The following is a 20,987-nucleotide window of genomic DNA, read 5'->3' on the forward strand; positions in this document are numbered from 1 at the left end:
ATGAGCGAAGTGACGGGTGAAGCCATCACGCATGGGGTGCATGAGGCCGAACCGGTGGCCGGTCCGCTGGAGGTGTGGACCGAGCGGGACGGGAAGCTCTTGCGCCTACGGCTCAACCGGCCGCGCGCCAACCTCATCGACGCGGAGATGCTGGCGGCGCTGCAGGCGGCGCTTGCTGAGCATGAAACGAACGCCAACCTCTGCGCGGTGTTGCTGGACGCCGAGGGGACCGACTTCAGCTTCGGCGCGAGCGTCGAGGAGCATCTGCCGGGGCAGTGCGGGAGCATGCTCCGCAGCCTGCATGGCCTCGTCAAGGCTATGCTGGCGTTCCCGGCGCCGATCCTCGTCGCCGTCAACGGCCAGTGTCTCGGCGGCGGACTGGAAGTCGCCTTGGCCGCCGACCTGATGTTCGTCGCTCCCGGCGCCAAGCTGGGCCAGCCGGAGATGAAGCTCGGCGTGTTCGCGCCGGCGGCGTCGTGCCTGCTGCCTGAGCGCGTCGGCCGGGCCCGCGCCACCGACCTGCTGCTCTCCGGACGCAGCATCGACGGCGCCACTGCCGGCGCCATGGGCTTGGCGGTCGAGGTCGGCGACGACCCGGAAGAGGCGGCGCTGCACTACGTCGACCAGCATCTCGCAGGCAAGAGCGCCAGCTCGTTGCGCTTCGCGGTCGAGGCGGCGCGGAGCGGGTTCAAGGAGCGAGTAGCATCCGGGCTGGACGCGGTCGAGCGGCTCTACCTTGATGGGTTGATGTCCACCCGCGACGCGGTGGAGGGGCTGAATGCCTTCCTCGAGAAGCGTCCGGCCGTTTGGGAGCACCACTGATGACCAGAACCACCGCCGAGATCGTCGGCCACTGCCAGTCCCTCTTCGAGGACCTCAACTTCACCGCCGCGCGCGCGTGGAAGGACGCTGTGCCGGGCCGCAAGGTCATCGGCTACATGCCGATCTACGTGCCGCGGGAGCTGATCCATGCCGCCGGCGCCCTGCCGCTCGGCATTCTCGGCGGCGGCGACCAGCTCGAGGTGATCCACGGCGACGCGTACTATCAGAGCTACATCTGCCGCATCCCGCGCTCGACCATCGAGCTCGGGGTCACCGGTCGCCTCGATTTCGTCGACGGGATGCTGTTTCCCAGCATTTGCGACGTGATCCGCAACCTGTCCGGCATGTGGAAGCTGATGTTCCCCGGCGTCTACGCCAAGTACTTCGACGTGCCGCAGAACTACCGGGACGACATCGGCGGCAGCTACTACGTAGGCGAGCTCAAGGACCTTCGCGACGACCTGGGCGAGCTCACCGGCCGCCCCATTACTGACGATGCACTTCGCGCCTCCATCGCCGCGTACAACGACAACCGCCGTCTGGTCCGCGACCTCTACGCGCTCCGCATCGAGCGGCCATGGCAGGTGCCGGCGCCGGAAGTCTACCTGGTGCTGCGGGCCGGCATGGTGCTGCCGGTCGACGAACACTCCCGCCTGATCCGCGACTACATGGAGTCGGTCGAGGGCGAGGACCGGCCGATGCGCGACAACTGCCGCATCGTGGTCACCGGCATGTTCTGCGAACAGCCGCCGCTCAACCTGATCAAGTCGCTGGAGCTCGCCGGCTGCTACGTCGTCGACGACGACTGGCTGCTGGTCACGCGCTGGCTGCTGGACGACGTGCCGATCGAAGGCGATCCGCTGGAAAACCTGGCGGCCGCCTTCCTGCATCACTCGGAGAACACCGCCGCCAAGTACGAACCGAACTCCGCCGAGAAGGGCAAGTACCTGGTCGAGATGGTGCGCCGCGCCAGCGCCGAGGGCGTCATCTTCGCCGCCCCCAGCTTTTGCGACCCGGCGCTGCTCGAGCGGCCGATGCTGCAGCACGTGCTGACCGAGGCCGGCGTCCCTTACATCGCCTTCAAGTACGCCGAAAACTCCGGGCAAATGCAGCCGATCCGCGAACAGGCCGGCACATTCGCCGATTCCATCAAGTTGTGGAGCGAAGCATGACCCAACCGCCGAAAGCCTCCGCCAAGCAGAAAGACGTCAGCAAGGACTCCTCCATGCTGAAGCAAAAAGAGATGATCGCCGGCCACTATCGGCGCCTCTCCACCGCCGGGGAGGACGGCCGCAAGGTCGCCGCGACCTTCGTTCCCGGCAACCTGAACGAACTCATCATGTGCTTCGATCTCCTCAACAACCTGCCGGAGGTCAACGCCATTCAGAGCGGCCTCCGCAAGGAGAGCGGCCGTTACGTCATGGAGGCGGAGAAGCTCGGGCATTCGGAGGACGTCTGCACCTACGTCAAGAACGACCTCGGCATGATCGCCCGCGGCAACGTCGGCCCCTACGGCCTGCAACTGCCGGACCCGGACGTGCTGCTGCTCTCCTACACCGGCTGCTTCACCTTCATGAAATGGTTCGAGCTGCTGCGCGAGCAGTACGACTGCGAGACCATCATGATGCACACGCCCTACACCGGGGACGGCAAGATCACCCAGAACATGCGCGACTACATGGTCAAGCAGCTGAAGGAAGAGGTGATCCCCAAGCTGGAGCGTGTGAGCGGCGTCAAGTTCGACATCGACCGGCTGCGCGAGTACCTGAAGGAGTCGGCCCGCGCCGAGGATGATCTCGTCTGGGTCCTGCAGAGCGCCAAGAACAAGCCGTCGCCGATCGACGCCTATTTTGGCGGCATCTACTACATCGGGCCGATCTTCGGCGCCTTCCGCGGCACGAAGGAGGCTACCGAGTACTATGGCGCTCTCCGGGCGGAGGTGCAGGACCGGCTCGATGCCCACCAGGGCCCGGTGACGCCGGACGGGGAGATGGACGGAGAGAAGTACCGCCTCGTGGTCGAGGGGCCGCCGAACTACACCAGCTTCCGCGACTTCTGGAAAATGTTCTACGAGGAGGGCGCGGTGGTTGTCGCGTCGAGCTACACCAAGGTCGGCGGCGTCTACGACTTCGGATTCCGCCACGATCCGGACAATCCGCTGGAGACCCTCGCCGACTACTGCCTCGGGGTCTACACCAACCGCTCGCTGCCGCAGCGGGTCGAGATGCTAGCCTCCTACGTCAACGACTACCAGGCCGACGGCCTCCTGGTGAACTCCATCAAGAGCTGCAACAGCTTCTCCGCCGGCCAGCTTCTGATCATGCGCGAGGTGGAGAAGCGAACCGGCAAGCCGGCGGCGTTCATCGAATCCGACCTGGTCGATCCGCGCTACTTCTCGCCGGCCAACATCAAGAACCGCCTGGAAAGCTACTTTCAGATGATCGAGCAGAAGCGTGCCGGCAAGCATGTAGAAGCGGGACACGTCGAGGCGGGAGCGGCGGCATGAGAACCTTTACCGGCATCGATCTCGGCTCCACCACCACCAAGGCGGTGCTGATGGACGAGAACCAGCGGGTCATCGGCCGTGGCATCACCAATTCGCGCTCCAATTACGACACCGCGACCCGCGTCGCCAGCCAGGAGGCCCGCATCGACGCCCACATGATGCTCTGCCACCGGGCGCTGGAGCAGGTCGGCGGCCTCGGCGGCCGGCTCGAGGAGTTTCTTGGCGATCTGGAGGGCGCCTTCCGCCTCGAGCAGTTCCTGGAGCAACTGGGCGACCTGGAGGAGACCTGCCTCGGGCAGCTCCGCCATGAGCGCTTCGCCTCGGTGCGGGACGCCGCCAAGGTGGCGTTGGCCGAGGTGTTCGCCCGTTTGCGCGAAGAGGCTCCCGCGCTGTTCGGCCGCGGAGCCAAACGAAAGTCGGACTTCTTCCGCGACGTCGCCGGCGGCCGCTATCTGGCGGTTTCGGAAGCTGTGGCGCGGGACGCCGGCCTCTCCTACGACCTGCTGCTCAACGTCTACGACAAGTCCATTATCGAGGTGGAGAACCGTCCGCCCGGCGGCGACATCAAGGGCAAGTTCCGTCGCGCGCTCTCGGCGCTCATCGGCGACAGCAACGGCCGGAGCGGCCCGTTCGCGGATCAGCGCGACGCCGTCGAGCGGGCCGTCGGCGCCGCCCTAGACATCGAGCTGGACGACGTCTTTCTGGTCGGCACCGGCTACGGCCGGGTGACGCTGCCGTTCTCCAAGGAACACATCCGCTCGGAGATCCTCTGCCATGGACTGGGCGCCCACATGATGCACCCGGGCACCCGCACGGTGCTCGACATCGGCGGCCAGGACACCAAGGGCATCCAGGTAGACGCAAACGGCATCGTCGAGAACTTCCAGATGAACGATCGCTGCGCCGCCGGCTGCGGCCGCTACCTCGGCTACATTGCAGATGAAATGAAGATGGGCCTGCACGAGCTCGGCCCGATGGCGATCAAGTCGGAGAAGCCGGTCCGCATCAACTCCACCTGCACCGTGTTCGCCGGCGCCGAACTGCGCGACCGACTGTCGCTAGGGGAAAAGCGGGAAGACATCCTCGCCGGCCTGCACCGCGCCATCATCCTCCGCGCCATGTCGATCATCTCGCGCTCCGGCGGCATCGCCAACGAGTTCACGTTTACCGGCGGCGTCGCCAAGAACGAGGCCGCGGTCCGCGAGCTCAGGAAGCTGGTCAAGGAGAACTACGGCGAGGTGACCATCAACATCAATCCCGAGTCGATCTACACCGGCGCTCTTGGCGCCGCGGAGTTTGCCCGGCGTGCAGGAGAAAGCGCTGCATTCGAGGACGCTAGAGCGGGAGTGAATTCATGACCATTACGGCCGGCATCGATCTCGGCACCGGCGCCGTCAAGGCGGTGGTGTTCGACGTCAACAACGGAGAGACGACTTGGCTCGCCCGCGAGACGCTCCGCATCCGCCAGCGCGATCCCATGGAGCTGACCGAAGAGGCGTTCAACCACGTGCTGGAGGAGGCCGGCCTCGGCCGCGACGACGTCGCCTACGTCGCCACCACCGGCGAGGGCGAAGGGGTGCCGTTCCGCACCGGCCACTTCTACTCGATGACCACCCACGCCCGCGGCGCCATCTATCTCGAGCCCGAGTCGCGGGCGGCCCTCGACATCGGCGCCCTGCACGGCCGCGCCATCCGCATCGACGAGCGCGGCAAGGTGCTGAACTACAAGATGACCAGCCAGTGCGCGTCCGGCTCCGGGCAGTTCCTGGAGAACATCGCCCGCTACCTCGGCATTGCCCAGGACGAGATCGGAAGCCTGTCCAAGGCTGCGGATGAGCCGGAGAACGTCAGCTCGATCTGCGCGGTGCTGGCCGAGACGGACGTCATCAACATGGTGTCCCGCGGCATCTCGGCGCCCAACATCTTGAAGGGCATCCACCTCTCCATGGCTGGCCGTCTCGCCAAGCTCCTGAAGGCGATTGGGGTAAGCGAAGGCACCGTCACCGTCACCGGCGGCCTTGCCCTCGACGACGGCCTGGTCGCCGCCCTGGTCGAGGAGATCGCTAAGATCCGCGGCATCAACGTGACCACCCGCAGCCACCCGGATTCCATCTATGCCGGCGCCATCGGCGCAGCTCTCTGGGGCGCCTTCCGGTACGACAAGCTGGCCAAGCTCGGACAATTGCGCCAAGCTTCGTGACCGCGCACTCCCGCAAGCGGGAGAGGGCCCTCAACCCGACCCTCTCCCGCAAGCGGGACGGGAAGAAGTCCGCTCAAGCGGGGTGAGGGCGCTACGGACAGATTGAATGACCCTGCCGGCTCAGAGAAAATCAGGAGAAACATGATGGCGCCGTTGGATGCGGGAACGTCCGCACCGGTCTTCCAGTGGGATGACGCGTTGTTCCTCGAAGACCAACTCAGTGAAGAGGAGCGTCTGGTTCGCGACACCGCCCGCGACTACGCCCAGGAGAAGCTGATGCCGCGGATCCTGATGGCCAATCGCCACGAGCGGTTCGACATCGAGATCATGGCGGAGATGGCCGAGATCGGCCTGCTCGGACCGACGATCCCGGAGGAGTACGGCGGCGCCGGCGTCAACCATGTCTGCTACGGACTGGCGGCGCGGGAGGTCGAGCGCGTGGACTCCGGCTACCGCTCGGCGATGAGCGTGCAGTCGTCGCTGGTCATGCATCCGATCCACGCCTACGGCAGCGAAGAGCAGCGGCGGAAGTACCTGCCCCGCCTCGCCCGCGCCGAGCTGATCGGCTGCTTCGGCCTCACCGAGCCGGACCATGGCTCCGACCCCGGCGGCATGCGCTCGCGTGCCGAACGCGCCGACGGCGGCTATGTGCTGACCGGCAACAAGATGTGGATCACCAATTCGCCGATCGCCGACCTCTTCGTCGTGTGGGCCAAGCACGACGGCAAGATCCGCGGCTTCATCCTCGAGAAAGGCATGGAGGGGCTGTCGGCGCCCAAGATTGAAGGCAAGTTCTCGCTCCGCGCGTCCGCGACCGGCGAGATCGTTATGGATCGGGTGTTCGTTCCCGAGGCCAACATCCTGCCCAACGTCTCCGGCCTCGCGGGCCCGTTCGGCTGCCTCAACAAGGCGCGCTACGGCATTTCCTGGGGCGCGATCGGCGCGGCCGAGTTCTGTTGGCACGCGGCCCGCCAGTACACCCTCGACCGCCGCCAGTTCGGCCGCCCGCTCGCCGCCAACCAACTCGTCCAGAAGAAGCTCGCCGACATGCAGACCGAGATCACCCTCGGCCTGCAGGCGTGCTTGCGGGCCGGGCGACTCCTGGACGAGGGCCGCTGTGCGCCGGAGGTCATCTCGCTGGTCAAGCGCAACTCCTGCGGAAAGTCGCTCGACATCGCACGCATGGCTCGCGACATGCACGGCGGCAACGGCATCGTCGACGAGTTCCACGTCATCCGCCACGTCATGAACCTGGAGACGGTCAACACCTACGAGGGCACCCACGACATCCACGCCCTCATCCTCGGCCGCGCCCAGACCGGCCTCCAGGCCTTTACCGGCGCCTGACGGAACCACGCGCCCTGTAGGGCGTTTCGTTCATGTCGCACGCCGTTCCAGTAGGATAGGAGCAAAACGATGAAGCGCTGGCACGTGGTGACACCGGACGCCCAAGCCGCCAGACGCGTGTACGACGATCTCGTCGCCGCCGGGGTGCCGCAATCGCAGATTCATGTATTCGCCAAGGATCGCGCAGCGCTGGTCGCTGCTGGGCTGCCCGAGCCGACGGACATGGAGCAGTCCATGGTTACCGGCGAGGGAATCGGGTCCCTGTTCGCCGGCCTCATGGGAAACGCGCCCGCCGATGCCAAGGCGGCGGATTTCGGGCCTGACCTGGAGGCCGGCCGGGCTCTCATCGTGTTCGCCTTCGCGAAGAGCGAGGCAAACCAGATGGCCGACCTGATCCGGAGGCACCCGGACGCCCGCTCGCCCGAGGCCGGCGTCGGAAGCCCAACGACATCGGCGCCGGCGACGCCGTCATAGCTCTTCGCGCAGGAGTTCGCGGCGGACCCGGCGGCGCAGCCTGCGGACGGCCCGCAAAGCTTCGAGCAGGAGGATCCGTTCCCTTTCGGTGAGCGTGTCCGGGTAGAGATCGTAGTTGATCGGCTGACCGGCGCGGTACGCCGCGATCTCCTTGCGGAGCAGGATGTCGGCCAGCGTATGATAGGCGGCGGTCAGGTCGGCGCCTTCGGTGTCGCTCAGTCTGCCGTGTGCTTGGAGCGCGCCGATGCGGGCAAGCGTCGACGTCTCCGCCAACCCTTCGCGCAGCGCGAGGACCCGGATCGTCTCGACCAGCGGGATGATGCCGGCGTGTTTGGCGTTGACGCGGCGGAGACCTCGGCCGTCGTCCTTCTCGGGCGAGATGTTGCCGAAGAAGTCGAGCGCGACCTTGCTGACCGCAATCTGCCGGGTCATTTGTTGTAGCATCAGCGGGTCGTCGCGGTTCAACTGGACGATAATGCGCCGCAACTCCCGCCCCATGCCTTCGTCGCCCCACACGACGCGGAAGTCGAGGAGAATGTCGGCGAAGCGGAGCGCGACGAAGTTGCTTCTGGTGATCCACAGCGAGATCTGCTCCGCCCACTGGGGCAGGGTCTTTCGCCACAGCGGGTTCACGGCCATGCAGTAGCCGCTGCAGTACGGCAGGCCCGCATCGTCGAGGCGACGGCTGAGGCGTTCGGCCAGTTCCCGGAAATGGGTGTCGATGCGCCCGTGGTCTTCGTCCGGGTAGTCGCCGAGGATGAAGCCGTTGTCCTGGTCAGAGAACAGGTAGTTCTCGCCGCGCCCGCCTGAACCCATGACAATCACACTGAGCGGCACCGGCAGGTCGCCCCAGCCGGCTTCGGCCATCTGATCGCAGGCGCTGGAAATGATGCGGCTATAGATCTCGTTGTTGACGTCCGTCAGCACCCACTGCACGTCCGGCGCCGGCCGCTCATCGCCCAGCATCTCCGCAGCCAGGAACACCTTGGCGAACTGGATCTCAGCCTGCGGGAGTGTTGCGTCGGAGGCTTCGATATCATCAAACAGACGCAAGAGCCGGCGTCCTGCCTCGTAGCGGCGCAGCCGGTTGTGGAGGTCGCCGCCAACTTCGTTTGAGGCCGATGCGGGTGCATCGTCGGCGGCAACCGTCGGAGCCGGCCCCGTCTTCGCGGACCGCAACAGCGCGTTGCTGAGCTGCAGGAGGCCGGGGTAACTCAGCCGGCCGGCGGCGTCGGTCAACGGAATGGGGCGCACCATGGGAAACACGAACGGAGGCCGGGCGTCATCGAGGAGGCCGGAGATGAGGCGGATGCGGCGGGCGGCGCGACGGGCCTGGGTCGTCAACCACTCGCTGCGGACGGCGTCCTTGGACCACAGGACGATCAGCTGCGCCGCGTCAGGACTTTCCGGCTCCGTCGCCTCGTCCCCCGAACTTGCCGCGGCGGCGGCGGTCGGGTCGACCGACCAGCCGCGCTCACGGAGCGAGGCGATCAGCCGGCGCGCGATCGCAGCATCCTGTTCGGCGTAACAGACGACGACATCCGCCATTTGAGCCGTGTGGCGCATTCCGGCGCCCGCTGGCAAGGACAAAACGACCGCTGCGGGTGTTTCCGATGCTGTCCGTCATCACGAAGAGCGGCAGCGACAAGGTATCCGAAAATTGGCGCACGAATGACTTCCGAGAGCCTGCCGAACTCAAGGAACCTTGCGAAGCTGCAGGTACTGGCTCTCGTTGGCGAAGTTGAAGCCGACAAAGATGCCGTTGGCGTAGATGTCGGCGGCGCTGCGGGGCGTCGGCCACAGTGGCGCGTCGGGATCGTCGGCGAGCAGGTTGAAAGCCTGGTAGCGGACGCCGGAGCCTGCGTCCAGCGGAACCGCACCGGGAATTGCGAAGGTTTCGGGCGGGATCACTGCGTCGCGGAGATTGACGAACACCAGGACCACCTGGTCATCGACCCACCGCGCCGTCGAGAAGATGGCTTCGTTGAACCCGCCGCCTGCCTGTCGGGTGAGGAACCAGCGGTTGGTCGAGCGGAGCGCCGGGCTCGCATCCCGGGCCGCGTTGATGCGCCGGTACATCGTGAACGCGGCCGGATTGGCGTTGTCCCAGAAGCTCTTGATGTCTTGCCAGGAGTTTTGGAAGTCGACCTTGTAGGGAACGCCGAGCGGCTGGCCCATGTAGACCATGGGGACACCGTAGCTCGCCGCCGCGACGGCATAGCGGGCCGCCATCAACCACACGTTGCCGTTGCCGTCTTCGTCATGGCTGGTGCCGTTGTGGAGCACCGCGGCGTTGTAGCCGTAGAGCCCGGTCTCACCCTCAAGGCTTCCCTGAAGCTGCCCCATGGTGACGTCGTTGTTGCGGTAGAGATAGTGGTCGACGGTGGTGACGATGTCGAAGTGACGGTTTGCCCGGTAGCGGACTTGATCGGGATCGAGTACCTCGGCGAGGAACACGAAGTCCCATTTTTTCTGGCGGGTCTTGTTAATGATGTATTCCCAGGCGCGCGGCGGTAATCCCTGCGCGAAATCTGCGCGGATGCCGTCCAGCTTGTTGTCGGTGCGCTCCAGCCAGTACGGCAGGACATTCGCAAAGTAGTCCCAAACGGCTTTGACCTCGCTATCGTGGCCGCCGACCGGGTCGAGATCGGTGTAGTAGAGATCGCGTTCGTCGAGAGCGCCGCCCTGGGAGGTGTCGCCGAAGCCGGGCTTCGGGCCGAGCGACGAATAGTTGCCGAAATACCAATCCAGCCCTGCGTCATACCACTGATGTTCGCCGAGCCTGTCCTTCGGGGCGAACACCGCCCACTGGAACAAGTCGTGCGCGTGGTCGCGGTAGTCGGCGTTGTTGGTCGCCCACGCGGGCCGGCGGAGGCGGATCTCGGTGTTGACGTCCGCCGGCGGCACCAGCCCGAGATCGACCGCGCCCTGACCGAAAACGGTGTCGCGACCGGAGTGATTGAAGGCGACGTCGATGAACACATCGAGCCCGAGGGTCTCGGCGCGGTCGACCAGGTATTCGAACTCGTTCAAAGCCGCCGCCTCGTCGCCGGTGTCGTCGAAGAGGCCGTTCACCGCATAATAATTCCTGGTCGAGTACGGGCTTCCCGGGGCGTTGTTGGCGACGTCGTGGCCGACGCCGGGGTCGTAGCGGAGGTTGGTGATCGGGAACACCGGCATCAGCCACACCCCGTGGAAACCGAGGGTGTTGCGGATGTGGGCGAGGTTGAATGGGTCGTGCCCGTCGGCGTCGTGGTCGGTGAAGTCCTCGAGGGTGCTGCGCTGGCCTGACCCGCCGCCGGGGAACGCTTCGACGACCAGGGTATTGACCTCGTAAAGCGTGAGGCCCAGCACCTTCTTCGGCGACACCACCACGGCGCAGTCGCGCTGCTTGGCGCCGTCGAGGTCGAAGTCGTTGAGCCACAGCCAGGGGCCGCCGCCGTCGCGGAAGCGGGCTGTGATGCGATAGGCTCCGGTCCGCATCACGTCGAGGTTGGCGCGATAAAGGTGGTTGTTGCCGCTCGGCCCGGCATAGGCCATCGGCACCGTCATCCAGTAGCTGTCGCTCAAGCCCGCGGCGCCGGGGGTCTCGAACGGCTTGGCGAACTGACGGCGATTGAGGTTGGTGAACAGTTGCACTTCGAGGCCGGCCGGCGGCTGGCCGTCGTTGTAAACCTCCACCGTCACCTGAACCGGGATGGAGTCGCCGGCGTCTTCGTCCACGAAATACTTGACGGTGCCGTAATTGCCGGCGCGTCCGCCCGGCCAAACCGCCGCGTCCCGCACAACGAGATTGCCCATCCACGGCGCCGCCACCGCCGTGCTGTACGGAAATTCAAACGCGAAGAGCAGCGCGCCAAGTACGACCGCATACAGAAACCGCCCCATGGTCGCCTCCCCTGCGGGCAGCAGGCTTCTTCTGAACGCCTACCAAAGTTGCTGGCCGCGACCCTTTCCCCTATTCTACATGAAACGGCACAAGCGGGGAAGTACGCCACATAGGAAGCAGTTGCAACATGTGATAGTGGTGCCTGCTGAAACAACGCACCTTGACTCTGGCGCTGGGACTCTTGTCCTCGCGAAAAAAAAGCCGGCCCGAAGGCCGGCTTCCGTGTCAGTTGGCTGTTGCGGCGCCGGTGTCAGGCGGCGGCGCTCCAGACTTCCGGCGCCTTCTTGGCGCGTTCGGCGAGGTCCTGGCGCTCCTGCTCCAACTCGGGCGGCAGGAAGTCGAACTGGGCGAAGTAGTCCTTGAGGGCTTCCGCCTCCGCGACCGCGCCTTCACGCTCGATATCCGTGATGCCGCGATATTTCTCGCGCGAGAAGTCGATCCCGGCCCAGGTGATGTCCTCGTACCGCGGCATCATCCCGAACGGACTGTCGACGGCGTCGGCCTTGCCGTTCACCCGGTCGATGCACCACTTGAGGACACGCATGTTCTGGCCGAAGCCGGGCCAAGCGAACTTGCCGTTCTCGTCCTTGCGGAACCAGTTGACCCGGAAGATCTTGGGGAGTTGGAGGTTCGACTTTTTCCCCATGTTGATCCAGTGGGTCCAGTACTTGGACATGTCGTAGCCGATGAACGGCAGCATCGCCATCGGGTCGCGGCGGATGGCGGCCTGGCCGATGGCGGCCGCGGTCGCTTCCGAGCCCATGGATGCGGCCATGAACACGCCGTGGTTCCAATCCCGTGCCTCGTAGACCAGTGGGAAGGTCTTGGAGAGGCGGCCGCCGAACAGGAAGGCCTTGATTGGCACGCCGGCGGGATCTTCCCAGGCGGGATCGATGGTCGGGCACTGACTGGCCGGCGCCGTGAAGCGCGCGTTCGGATGCGCACCGGGGGTGCCCGACTCCGGCGTCCACTCGTTGCCCTTCCAGTCGATGCCATGCTTGGGCGGAGGCCCGTCCATGCCCTCCCACCAGATGTCGCCGTCGTCGGTGAGCAAGCAGTTGGTGTATATGCAGTTGCCCGGCTTCAGCGTTTCCATGGCCATCGGGTTGGAATTGTACGAGGTGCCCGGGGCGACGCCGAAGAACCCGTACTCGGGGTTGATTGCGCGAAGCTCGCCGTTTGGCCCCGGCTTGATCCAGGCGATGTCGTCGCCGACGGTGTAGGCCTTCCAGCCTTCGAAGCCCTCCGGCGGCATGATCATGGCGAGATTGGTCTTGCCGCAGGCGCTCGGGAATGCGGCGCCGAGGTAGGTCTTCTCGCCCTCCGGCGACTCCAGGCCGAGGATCAGCATGTGCTCGGCGAGCCAGCCCTCGTCGCGGGCCATGGCCGAGGCGATGCGCAGCGCCAGGCACTTCTTGCCGAGCAGCGCGTTGCCGCCGTAACCGGAGCCGTAGGACATGATCTCGCGGGTCTCGGGGAAGTGAACGATGTACTTGCGGCTGATGTCGCCCTCGCACGGCCAAGGCACGTCCTTCTGGCCGGGCTCCAACGGCGCGCCGACCGAATGCACGCACGGGATGTAGAACCCGTCATCGCCGATGGCATCCAATGCCTTCTGGCCCATGCGCGTCATGATGCGCTGATTGACGACCACGTATGCGGAGTCCGTCAGTTGCACCGCCGGATAGGCAATCGGCGAGCCGATCGGGCCCATGCTGAACGGGATCACATACATGGTGCGGCCCCGCATGCACCCGTCATACTGCTCGTAGAGCGTCTTCCGCATCTCGTCCGGGTCCATCCAGTTGTTGGTTGGACCGGCGTCTTCCTTGTTCTTGGAGCAGATGTAGGTGCGTTCTTCGACCCGCGCGACGTCGCTGGGATGGGAGCGGGCAAGATAGCTGTTCGGGCGCTTTTCCGGGTTCAGGCGAATGAAAGTGCCGCCTTGCACCATCTCTTCGCTCAGACGATCGGCTTCCTCTTGGGAGCCGTCGCACCAATGAACGCGATCCGGTTTGCATCGCTGCGCCCATTCGTCGACCCAGGCGATCAGCTTGGCGTTGTTGGTAGGAGCTGTCATGTTGTTCCCTCGCAAGATCGTTGTCCGATGGGTCCGCTCCATGGTCCTCTTGGAAGGCATGCAATGGCGGCTGATACCACGCCAGATTCTTGAGCGGTCCCGCTTTCTGGAATTCGTCCAGTGTAGGGAGTTCGTTGCAGTGCATCAAGCGAATCCGGCGACCACCGACCGTACGCGCCGCGCCTAACGCTCTGCGCGCGTTTCGGGTATTCTCCTCCAACCGGTCGTTAATATCGGCGAGACTCTACCTGACCAAGCGGCCCCGCGCTGCTGCCGCAAGCTCCATTAGCGCAGCCCGCAACGAAGACGCATCGGCGACCGGCTTCTCGAAATCTAGGCGGGCATGATGGTGCCCGGCCATCAGGTCGCAGCCTTCCGGATCGATCGCCGCCAAACGCCAGTCGTCGCCGCTGCGCCCGAGGAGCCGGCTGGCATAGAGCCGGACGACGTCAACGTGATCGGCGTTCATATGGTCGATGGCGGATGCCTCGCAGGCGGCGATGCCAGCCGAGGCGGCGGCGTCCAGCAGCACATCCCGTCCCTCGATCCACTGCGCCCGCGCGAAGCCGCCGACGAAGTGGGCGCGCTCCACAGCCATCGCATACAGGCGGAAGTCGGCGAACCCGGCGTAGAGCTCCGCCGTCGGATGGCGTGCGAGAAATCGCCGGCGGAGGCGCGGATCGTCATCCCTGCCGATGCGGCCGAGCACGGTGATCCGCGGGCCGGTCTGCGGGTTGGCGCGGCCCGAAGCGTTCTCGAACAGCAGAGACGCCCGGGCGTCCGCCTGCAGGTTCCGGGTATGATCGGCGAGGTCGGAGAGCAGCAGGATCGGGCGCGCGTCCACGTCCGTGGCGACCGTCACCAGCGATACGTAGGGGTGGGCGTCGGCGCCGGTCATCAATGTGGCCAGCGCGGCGGAGCGCGCGCGGCGCATGACCGTGCGCGCCTCGGCCTCAGGCGCAGCCGCTGCAGTCATCGTAGCTGCTGCGCTGTCGATCCGGCCTCGCGCAGCACCATGTCGCGCAGCGTGACGATGCCGACCGGGACCCGCGAATGATCGACGACCAGCGCCCGCGACAAGTCGAACGTGACGAGCAGACGCACCGCGTACTTGGTCTGCATGTCGGTGGGCACGGTGAGCACCGGCTTGGTCATGACTTCGTAGACGTTGATCCGCTCCGGCGGGCGCTCGCGGGCGATCACGTCGCGGGCGATGCCGGCGACCGTGACGAGGCCGTACTCGTCGGCGGGATCGCGGCGCTCCACCACGAGGGAGCTGACCCCGGCGTCCCGCATCGCCTCGATGGCTTGGGCGACCGTGTCCATGCGCCCGATCATGCGGATGGACGGCGTCATCACGTCGCGGACGCGGATCAGGGCGCCGTTCATATGCGGTCCTCGATTTCCTTGATCAGAGCCGGCTCCTGGGTCCGCAGGCCGACGGCGTCCTCGATGGCGAGCTGAAAAGCGATGCCGGCGCCAGGCTCGTCGTCGAGCTGCGCGGCCGCCGCGATCGTCTCCAGGATCTCCCGCGCCTTGGGCTCGGCCACCAGGAACATCAGCGCGTCACGCTGGCCGGTCAGCTCGAGGCCCAGAAACGTGCGCTCCTTCTTCAGCCCTTCGCCGCGCACGTTGGTGACCACCGTCGCGCCGGTGGCGCCGGCGTCGCGCGCAGCCTTGAGAACGGCTTCGGTCTTTTCGTCCGCAACCAGCGCCATGATCAGCTTCAGGTTCATTGCGCGGCCTCCCGCCTGCGCGCCCGCCTTCGTTGCAGCCGTTCCGCCGTCCAGGCATAGCTTAGCACGGCCATAATGGGGCAAAGACTGGCGAATGCAATCAGTCCGAACCCGTCGATCATCGTGCTTCGCCCGGGGATGGTTGACGCCAGCCCGAGACCGAGGGCGGTGACGACAGGCACCGTGACGGTCGAAGTCGTTACGCCGCCGGAATCGTAGGCCAGCGGAATGATGATCTTCGGTGCGGTAAGGGTCTGCAGCATGACGATCACGTAGCCGGCGATGATGTAGTACGGCAGCGGCGCGCCGACGACAATGCGGTGCGCCCCGATGGCGACGCCCGCCGCCACCCCGCACGCGACCGCCATGCGGAGCGGCACCGCCCGGATGGCGCCGCCCGATACCTGCTGCGCCTTGAGAGACACCGCAATCAGCGCCGGCTCGGCAACCGTCGTCGAAAAGCCGATCGCCGCGGCGAATGCATAAACCCAGCCGTAATGCTGCCAGGCGGCCGGGCCGCCCGACGCCATCTCGCGCACGAAGTCGTCGGACGACAGTTGATCGGCCATGGTTCTGCCGATCGGGAACAGCGCCTCGTCGAGCCCGACCAGAAACAGCGCGAGGCCGAGGACCACGTAAACGACGCCGAGGGCGATACGCCGGAGATTGGGAGGGCGGCGGCGAAGCACGACGAACTGAAAGAACACCAGGATCGCCACGATCGGCGCCACGTCCCGCACCGTCGCCAGCAACGTGGCCAATAATTGTAGGAGGAGCTCCATTCACCCGCCGTGGGTCATGATCCCGTAGGCGAGGACGAGCATCATCGGTGTCAGGCTCGAAAAGGCGATCAGCCCGAACCCGTCGATCACCGGATTGCGTCCGCGGATCGACGACGCCAGGCCCACTCCGAGAGCGGCAACCAGCGGCACCGTCACCGTCGACGTGGTCACCCCGCCGGAATCGTAGGCAAGGCCGATGATCTCGTCCGGGGCAAGCGCCGTCAGCGCCACTACCGCCACATAGCCGCCGATGATCAGGTAGTGGATCGGCCATCCCTTGAGGATGCGCACGACGCCGATGACCAGTGCCAAACCCACTGCGAGCGCCACGGTCAGCCGGATCTCCATGGCGTACGCAGCCTTGGCGTGATCGCTGGACGCAATGGCGCCGAAATCGGCGGCGGCGTCCGCTCCTTCACCCGCCACGGCGATGAGCGCCGGCTCGGCTATCGTGGTCCCGAAGCCGAGCGCGAACGCGAACGCCAGCAAGGCGGTCAAGCTGCCCTTGCGGGCGAAAGCATCGGCCATGGCCTCGCCGAGCGGAAACAGCCCCATCTCCAGGCCGCGGACGAACAGCGTCAGTCCCATCGCGACGAAAACGACGCCGGCGATCACCTGCTCCAGATTTGGGAAGGGCTGCCGGAGGACGACCAACTGGAAGAACGCGATCACAACCGCCATCGGCAGGAGATCCCGAAACGCCGAAGCCAGTAGGCGGATGAAGCGGCGGATGTACGGCCCCATGTGCGGTCGACCCCTCTCCCACCGCCGCGCCGCACCCTGGAGCGCGCGGCGCTTGTTGCACCAGCGCTACGCGCGGCATTGTGGATCACGCCGGCGCCGGAATCCACGCCGTCAGAACGTGGCGGTGGCGCGCAGCCCGAGAATGAAGCCGGAGGGGCCGGTGTCGGCTTTGATGTTGTCGTTCAGGTACTGGGCATCCGCGGTCAGGCCCAGGTGCTCAGTAACGGCGAAGCGGTAGTACACCTCCGCGACATGAGCGGCGCTGAGGTCCCCGTTGCCGCCGTCGAGGAAGGCGTAGCCGATGCCGATGTTGTCGTCCGGGCGTCCCCATGGCGTGCCTATGATATCGATGCCGCCGGAGTAAGCGGATTAGGGGTTAGCGCATCTGACCTGCGAAAATCACATGGCGGCGCGTCGCTCGATCATTGTTCGTTCTCACGAGGTTGATCGCCTAACCTGAAAAGAGTTTACTTCCAGAGTCTGCGGCTCCACTCTGATTTGGCCACAATCGGACGATACGTTGGCTCTAATCGCTGCGCGCACTCATGCGCGGGCGTGACTGACTGCTGATGTGGAGGGGTTCAATACGTGTCGCACACCATCGCTCTCGTCGATGACGACCGCAACATACTGACGTCCGTTACCATGGGGCTGGAGGCCGAAGGGTTCGAGGTCCAGTCCTACACGGACGGCGCGGAGGCTCTCGACGGAGTTTTGCGCCAACCGGTGGACCTCGCCATCCTCGACATCAAGATGCCGCGGCTGGACGGCATGGAACTCCTCAACCGCCTCCGTCAACACAGCAATCTCCCGGTCATCTTCCTTACTTCCAAGGACGACGAATTGGATGAAATGATCGGACTGCGCATGGGGGCGGACGACTACATCACCAAGCCTTTCTCGCAGCGCCTCCTGATCGAGCGCATCCGTGCCGTCTTGCGGCGGCGGGTGCCGGACCTTGCCGAGGGTCAGGAGGAGAGTAGCGTCATCTGCCGAGGCGCGCTGGTTCTTGATCCCGATCGTCACCTGTGCCGATGGAACGGGGCGGAGCTGAACCTGACGGTGACCGAGTTCCTGCTGTTGCAGGCCCTGGCGCGCCGGCCGGGTCATGTGAAGAGCCGCGATCAGTTGATCGACGCCGCTTATGGGAAGCACATCTACGTGGATGACCGCACCATCGACAGCCATATCAAGCGTCTTCGCAAGAAATTCAAGGAAGCCGACCCGGAGTTTGCACACATCGAAACGCTGTATGGGGTCGGGTATCGCTATCGCGCGTCGTGAAGGCGTTTAAGCCACCGTGTTCCTCGGATTTCTGGGCAAAGATCCCGAACTGCCGTCCGATCGGCGCTCGATATCGCCGATCACGCGTCGCATCCTTACGGTCAACGTTCTCGCCCTGGTGATCCTCGTCGCCGGGATGCTGTACTTGGCGGATTACCGGCGCGGCCTCATCGACGCCGAGCTTGCGGCGTTGAAGACCCAGGCGGAGTTGTTCGCCGCTGCCCTCGGCGAGGGTGCATGGTCGCTAGACCCCACGAGCGCATCGAGCGACGAGGTTCTCAACCCGGCGATTGCCCAACAGATCACACGACGCTTGGCTGAAGCATCCGACACTCGCGCCCGCCTGTTCGGCGTCGAAGGCGCGCTGCTCGCCGACAGCCGCATCCTGGAAGGGCCGGGCGGCAATGTGCTGATCCAGGAGTTGCCGCCGCCTCGCCGGGGTGAAGAGCGCCTGAGCACGTTCCTCAACCTGTTCGACGACATCATCCAGCGCTTCAAGGGCGACAAGGCCACCTCGGTCTACCGCGAGAAGTCGGTACAGACTGCTGCGGATTATGACGAGGTGCTCGAAGCCCTGCTCGGCGAACAAGGCGAAAGCGTCCGCATCCTCCCCGACGGCTCGACCCTCCTGAGCGTTGCCGCTCCCGTGCAGCGCTACAAGCACGTACTGGGCGCGCTCATGCTCTCCAAGACGGCGCGCGATATCGACGGAGCGCTCTTCAAGGTTCGGCTCGATATTCTCAAGGTGTTCGCGGTGACATTGCTGGTGACCGTTCTGGTCAGCATCTATCTGTCCGGCACCATCGCACGGCCGATCTTGCGCCTCGCCAGAGCTGCCGAGCGGGTGCGCAAGGATCGGTCGCGCGAACACGTGATCCCCGACTTCGGCCACCGCCGGGACGAAATCGGTCAGCTTTCGGTAGCACTCCGCGAAATGACCGAGGCGTTGCGCTCGCGTATCGACGCCATAGAGCGTTTCGCCGCCGATGTCGCCCACGAGATCAAGAACCCGCTAACGTCCCTCAAGAGCGCGGTGGAGACGGCGGCCCGGGTCAAGGATCCGGAGCAGCGCAACAAGCTTCTCGCCATCGTCGAAGACGACGTCCATCGGCTAGATCGCCTGATCAGCGACATCTCCGACGCATCGCGCCTCGATGCGGAATTGTCCCGCGCCGAGGCGACGCCGATCGACGTGGGCAAGATGCTTGAGACGCTTGCGGAAGTCACCGAAATGTCAGCAGCGGCCCATGGCCTCAAGTTCCGGTTGCGGCTCAGGGACCAAAAGGACCTTGTTGTTCACGGTATGGAGGGGAGGCTGGTTCAGGTTTTCCGCAACCTCATAGCCAATGCGATCTCCTTCAGTCCCGCCGGCGGCGAAATCGTGCTCATGGCAAGGCGGGAGAACGGTATGGTGGTCACTGAAGTGCGAGACCAGGGGCCCGGGCTGCCAGCCGGCAAGGAAGCGGCGATCTTCAACCGCTTCTATTCGGAGCGACCGGAGGGAGAGAAGTTCGGAACCCATTCCGGCCTCGGGCTCAGCATCTCCAAACAGATCGTCGAAGCGCACGCTGGCAGAATCTTCGGAGAGAACCTCCTGAGCGGCGACGGCCGGGTGCTTGGCGCGCGGTTCGTGCTGCGGCTGCCGGCGACGCGCCACAAGGCCAACCGCAGAGCGCACCCTAAACTGAGCGCTAGTTGACAGCCGCTTCGCGGCCTTCCTACTGTTCCGGAGATGCAACACATTCGTGGCACATGCGTCGCGGTCGACGGGCACGGCGTGCTCATCCGCGGCCCGTCCGGTTCCGGTAAATCCGACCTCGCGCTTCGCTTGATCGATGACGGCGCCGGGCTGGTTGCCGATGACTACACCGCCCTAACCATCAACGACGGCGGGCTGACGGCGACGGCGCCGGAGCCGATCCGCGGCCTGATCGAAGTGCGCGGGCTCGGCATCCTCCGCTTCGCCGCGCACGCGCCAGTGCGCGTGGTCGTCGTCGTCGAGCTCGGATCATCGTCGTCGGTGGAACGGCTGCCGGCGCCCGCCGCCACCGACATCGCCGGTGTCTCCCTGCCGCTCGTGCGATTGGCAGCATTCGAAGCATCGGCAGCGGCCAAGGTTCGGCTTGCGGTGCGGATTGCCACTGGCGGTATAATGCCGGTTCAATGAACACCAGACGTGAATCCCCGCCGGCCGCAGGTGGAGACGTGCCGGAGCTTTCAGAGTTGCGCGCGCGCCCAACCGCCCGTGTCGTGTTCGTGACCGGCATGTCGGGCGCCGGCAAGACTTCGGCGCTCAAGGCGTTTCAGGATCTCGGTTATGAGACCGTGGACCATGCTCCGCTGTCGCTGCTGGATCGACTGGTCGTTCCCACAGGAGCCGACGGCGCGTTGCCGGCCCGATCTCTCGCGATCGGCATCGACATTCGCACCCGCGCCTTCGATGCCGACGTTTTCCTGCAGGAATTTGGCCGCGTCGCCGAGGAAAGCGGTCGGCACGTCGAATTGTTGTTTCTGGACTGTGATGATCAGGAACTGAGCCGGCGCTACACCGTCACGCGTCACCGACATCCGCTTGCCGTCGACCGTCCGCTCAGCGACGGGATCGCCATCGAGCGGCGGACGATACACCCGTTGCGCACGCGGGCCGACCAAGTCATCGACACGACCGGCCTCAACCTCGGCGACCTCAAGCGCATACTGGAAGCGCAATTCGGGAACACGAGCGAGCCGGGCCTGACCATCTTCGTCACGTCTTTTTCGTTCCGCCTCGGTCTGCCGCGGGAGGCGGACCTCGTGTTTGATGTTCGCTTTCTCGCCAACCCGTACTATGAACCCGAACTGAAAGCGCTGACCGGCAAAAACCAGGAGGTCGCCGCTTACATTCGCAACGATGCTGCCTGGGCCGAGTTCATCGACACCCTGCAGGCACTGATGCGGCTTCTGGTGCCGCGCTATGCGGCGGAGGGGAAGAGCTATCTCACCATCGCCATCGGCTGCACCGGCGGCCGCCACCGTTCAGTGTTCGTCGCCGAACAGGTCGCAGCGTGGTTGGCGCAAACGGCACACCGCGTCCGTCTCTTCCATCGCGATGTCGACAGAAGCGACTGACGGCGCGGAACAACA

At 65.4% G+C, this 20,987-nt stretch carries 19 protein-coding genes and 1 pseudogene; 11 read left to right on the forward strand and 9 right to left on the reverse strand.

The genetic code is table 11. The annotated features are described in order from the left end of the window. The 7 genes from IPM60_10110 to IPM60_10140 all read left to right on the forward strand — a co-directional run bounded on the left by IPM60_10110 (position 1) and on the right by IPM60_10140 (position 7,349). Positions 1-822 carry a cyclohexa-1,5-dienecarbonyl-CoA hydratase gene (locus IPM60_10110; GenBank protein ID MBK8908237.1) on the forward strand — a complete coding sequence of 274 codons (822 nt, stop codon included), beginning with the start codon at positions 1-3 and terminating at the stop codon, positions 820-822. After that, a complete protein-coding gene (bcrC, locus tag IPM60_10115) occupies positions 822-1,994 on the forward strand; it encodes a benzoyl-CoA reductase subunit C (protein MBK8908238.1) in 1,173 nt (390 codons plus the stop codon). The genes IPM60_10110 and bcrC overlap by 1 nt, the downstream gene beginning before the upstream one ends. Continuing rightward, entirely contained in the window at positions 1,991-3,328 is a 1,338-nt protein-coding gene (gene bcrB, locus IPM60_10120; protein MBK8908239.1) for a benzoyl-CoA reductase subunit B, read from the forward strand. The genes bcrC and bcrB overlap by 4 nt, the downstream gene beginning before the upstream one ends. After that, positions 3,325-4,686 carry a benzoyl-CoA reductase subunit A gene (gene bcrA, locus IPM60_10125; GenBank protein ID MBK8908240.1) on the forward strand — a complete coding sequence of 454 codons (1,362 nt, stop codon included), beginning with the start codon at positions 3,325-3,327 and terminating at the stop codon, positions 4,684-4,686. Before bcrB ends, bcrA begins: the two co-directional genes overlap by 4 nt. After that, positions 4,683-5,528: a benzoyl-CoA reductase subunit D gene (gene bcrD, locus IPM60_10130; protein ID MBK8908241.1), complete on the forward strand. Its 846-nt coding sequence runs from the start codon at positions 4,683-4,685 to the stop codon at positions 5,526-5,528. The genes bcrA and bcrD overlap by 4 nt, the downstream gene beginning before the upstream one ends. A gap of 144 nt (positions 5,529-5,672) precedes the next feature. Beyond that, positions 5,673-6,875 (forward strand): acyl-CoA dehydrogenase, encoded by a 1,203-nt coding sequence (locus IPM60_10135; protein ID MBK8908242.1) that lies wholly within the window; start codon positions 5,673-5,675, stop codon positions 6,873-6,875. Positions 6,876-6,944: 69 nt separating this feature from the next. After that, the gene (locus tag IPM60_10140; protein ID MBK8908243.1) at positions 6,945-7,349 is read left to right on the forward strand and encodes a hypothetical protein; all 405 of its coding nucleotides are present in this window, start codon (positions 6,945-6,947) and stop codon (positions 7,347-7,349) included. Here IPM60_10140 and IPM60_10145 read toward each other — a convergent pair. From IPM60_10145 to IPM60_10185, 9 genes are all read right to left on the reverse strand, one after another. Then, positions 7,344-8,915, reverse strand: a complete 1,572-nt coding sequence (locus IPM60_10145; GenBank protein MBK8908244.1) for a TIR domain-containing protein — start codon at positions 8,913-8,915, stop codon at positions 7,344-7,346. The genes IPM60_10140 and IPM60_10145 overlap by 6 nt on opposite strands. 129 nt (positions 8,916-9,044) lie before the next feature. Further along, positions 9,045-11,237 carry a hypothetical protein gene (locus tag IPM60_10150; GenBank protein MBK8908245.1) on the reverse strand — a complete coding sequence of 731 codons (2,193 nt, stop codon included), beginning with the start codon at positions 11,235-11,237 and terminating at the stop codon, positions 9,045-9,047. A gap of 251 nt (positions 11,238-11,488) precedes the next feature. Next, complete coding sequence (locus IPM60_10155) at positions 11,489-13,318, reverse strand: phosphoenolpyruvate carboxykinase (GTP) (GenBank protein ID MBK8908246.1); 1,830 nt, start codon at positions 13,316-13,318, stop codon at positions 11,489-11,491. Between the two features lie 244 nt (positions 13,319-13,562). After that, on the reverse strand, positions 13,563-14,294 hold the full coding sequence (locus IPM60_10160; protein ID MBK8908247.1) for a DUF2470 domain-containing protein: 732 nt from the start codon (positions 14,292-14,294) through the stop codon (positions 13,563-13,565). Further along, entirely contained in the window at positions 14,291-14,707 is a 417-nt protein-coding gene (locus tag IPM60_10165; GenBank protein MBK8908248.1) for a CBS domain-containing protein, read from the reverse strand. Before IPM60_10165 ends, IPM60_10160 begins: the two co-directional genes overlap by 4 nt. Further along, positions 14,704-15,054 carry a P-II family nitrogen regulator gene (locus IPM60_10170; GenBank protein ID MBK8908249.1) on the reverse strand — a complete coding sequence of 117 codons (351 nt, stop codon included), beginning with the start codon at positions 15,052-15,054 and terminating at the stop codon, positions 14,704-14,706. Before IPM60_10170 ends, IPM60_10165 begins: the two co-directional genes overlap by 4 nt. Next, the gene (locus IPM60_10175; GenBank protein MBK8908250.1) at positions 15,051-15,836 is read right to left on the reverse strand and encodes a DUF1538 domain-containing protein; all 786 of its coding nucleotides are present in this window, start codon (positions 15,834-15,836) and stop codon (positions 15,051-15,053) included. Before IPM60_10175 ends, IPM60_10170 begins: the two co-directional genes overlap by 4 nt. Beyond that, complete coding sequence (locus tag IPM60_10180) at positions 15,837-16,580, reverse strand: DUF1538 domain-containing protein (GenBank protein MBK8908251.1); 744 nt, start codon at positions 16,578-16,580, stop codon at positions 15,837-15,839. It lies immediately after the preceding gene. 111 nt (positions 16,581-16,691) lie between these two features. Next, positions 16,692-16,931: a carbohydrate porin gene (locus IPM60_10185; protein MBK8908252.1), complete on the reverse strand. Its 240-nt coding sequence runs from the start codon at positions 16,929-16,931 to the stop codon at positions 16,692-16,694. Positions 16,932-17,168: 237 nt separating this feature from the next. Here IPM60_10185 and IPM60_10190 point away from each other — a divergent pair, with 237 nt between their 5' ends. From IPM60_10190 to rapZ, 4 genes and pseudogenes are all read left to right on the forward strand, one after another. After that, positions 17,169-17,864: a response regulator transcription factor gene (locus tag IPM60_10190; protein MBK8908253.1), complete on the forward strand. Its 696-nt coding sequence runs from the start codon at positions 17,169-17,171 to the stop codon at positions 17,862-17,864. Between the two features lie 73 nt (positions 17,865-17,937). Beyond that, positions 17,938-19,563, forward strand: a pseudogene (locus IPM60_10195) (sensor histidine kinase). A gap of 33 nt (positions 19,564-19,596) precedes the next feature. Further along, positions 19,597-20,031 carry an HPr kinase/phosphatase C-terminal domain-containing protein gene (locus IPM60_10200; protein MBK8908254.1) on the forward strand — a complete coding sequence of 145 codons (435 nt, stop codon included), beginning with the start codon at positions 19,597-19,599 and terminating at the stop codon, positions 20,029-20,031. Continuing rightward, positions 20,028-20,972 (forward strand): RNase adapter RapZ, encoded by a 945-nt coding sequence (gene rapZ / locus IPM60_10205; protein ID MBK8908255.1) that lies wholly within the window; start codon positions 20,028-20,030, stop codon positions 20,970-20,972. Before IPM60_10200 ends, rapZ begins: the two co-directional genes overlap by 4 nt. Positions 20,973-20,987: the final 15 nt, after the last annotated feature.

Source organism: Rhodospirillales bacterium (assembly GCA_016710335.1).
Classification (GTDB): Bacteria; Pseudomonadota; Alphaproteobacteria; order Rhodospirillales; family Defluviicoccaceae; genus JADJXQ01.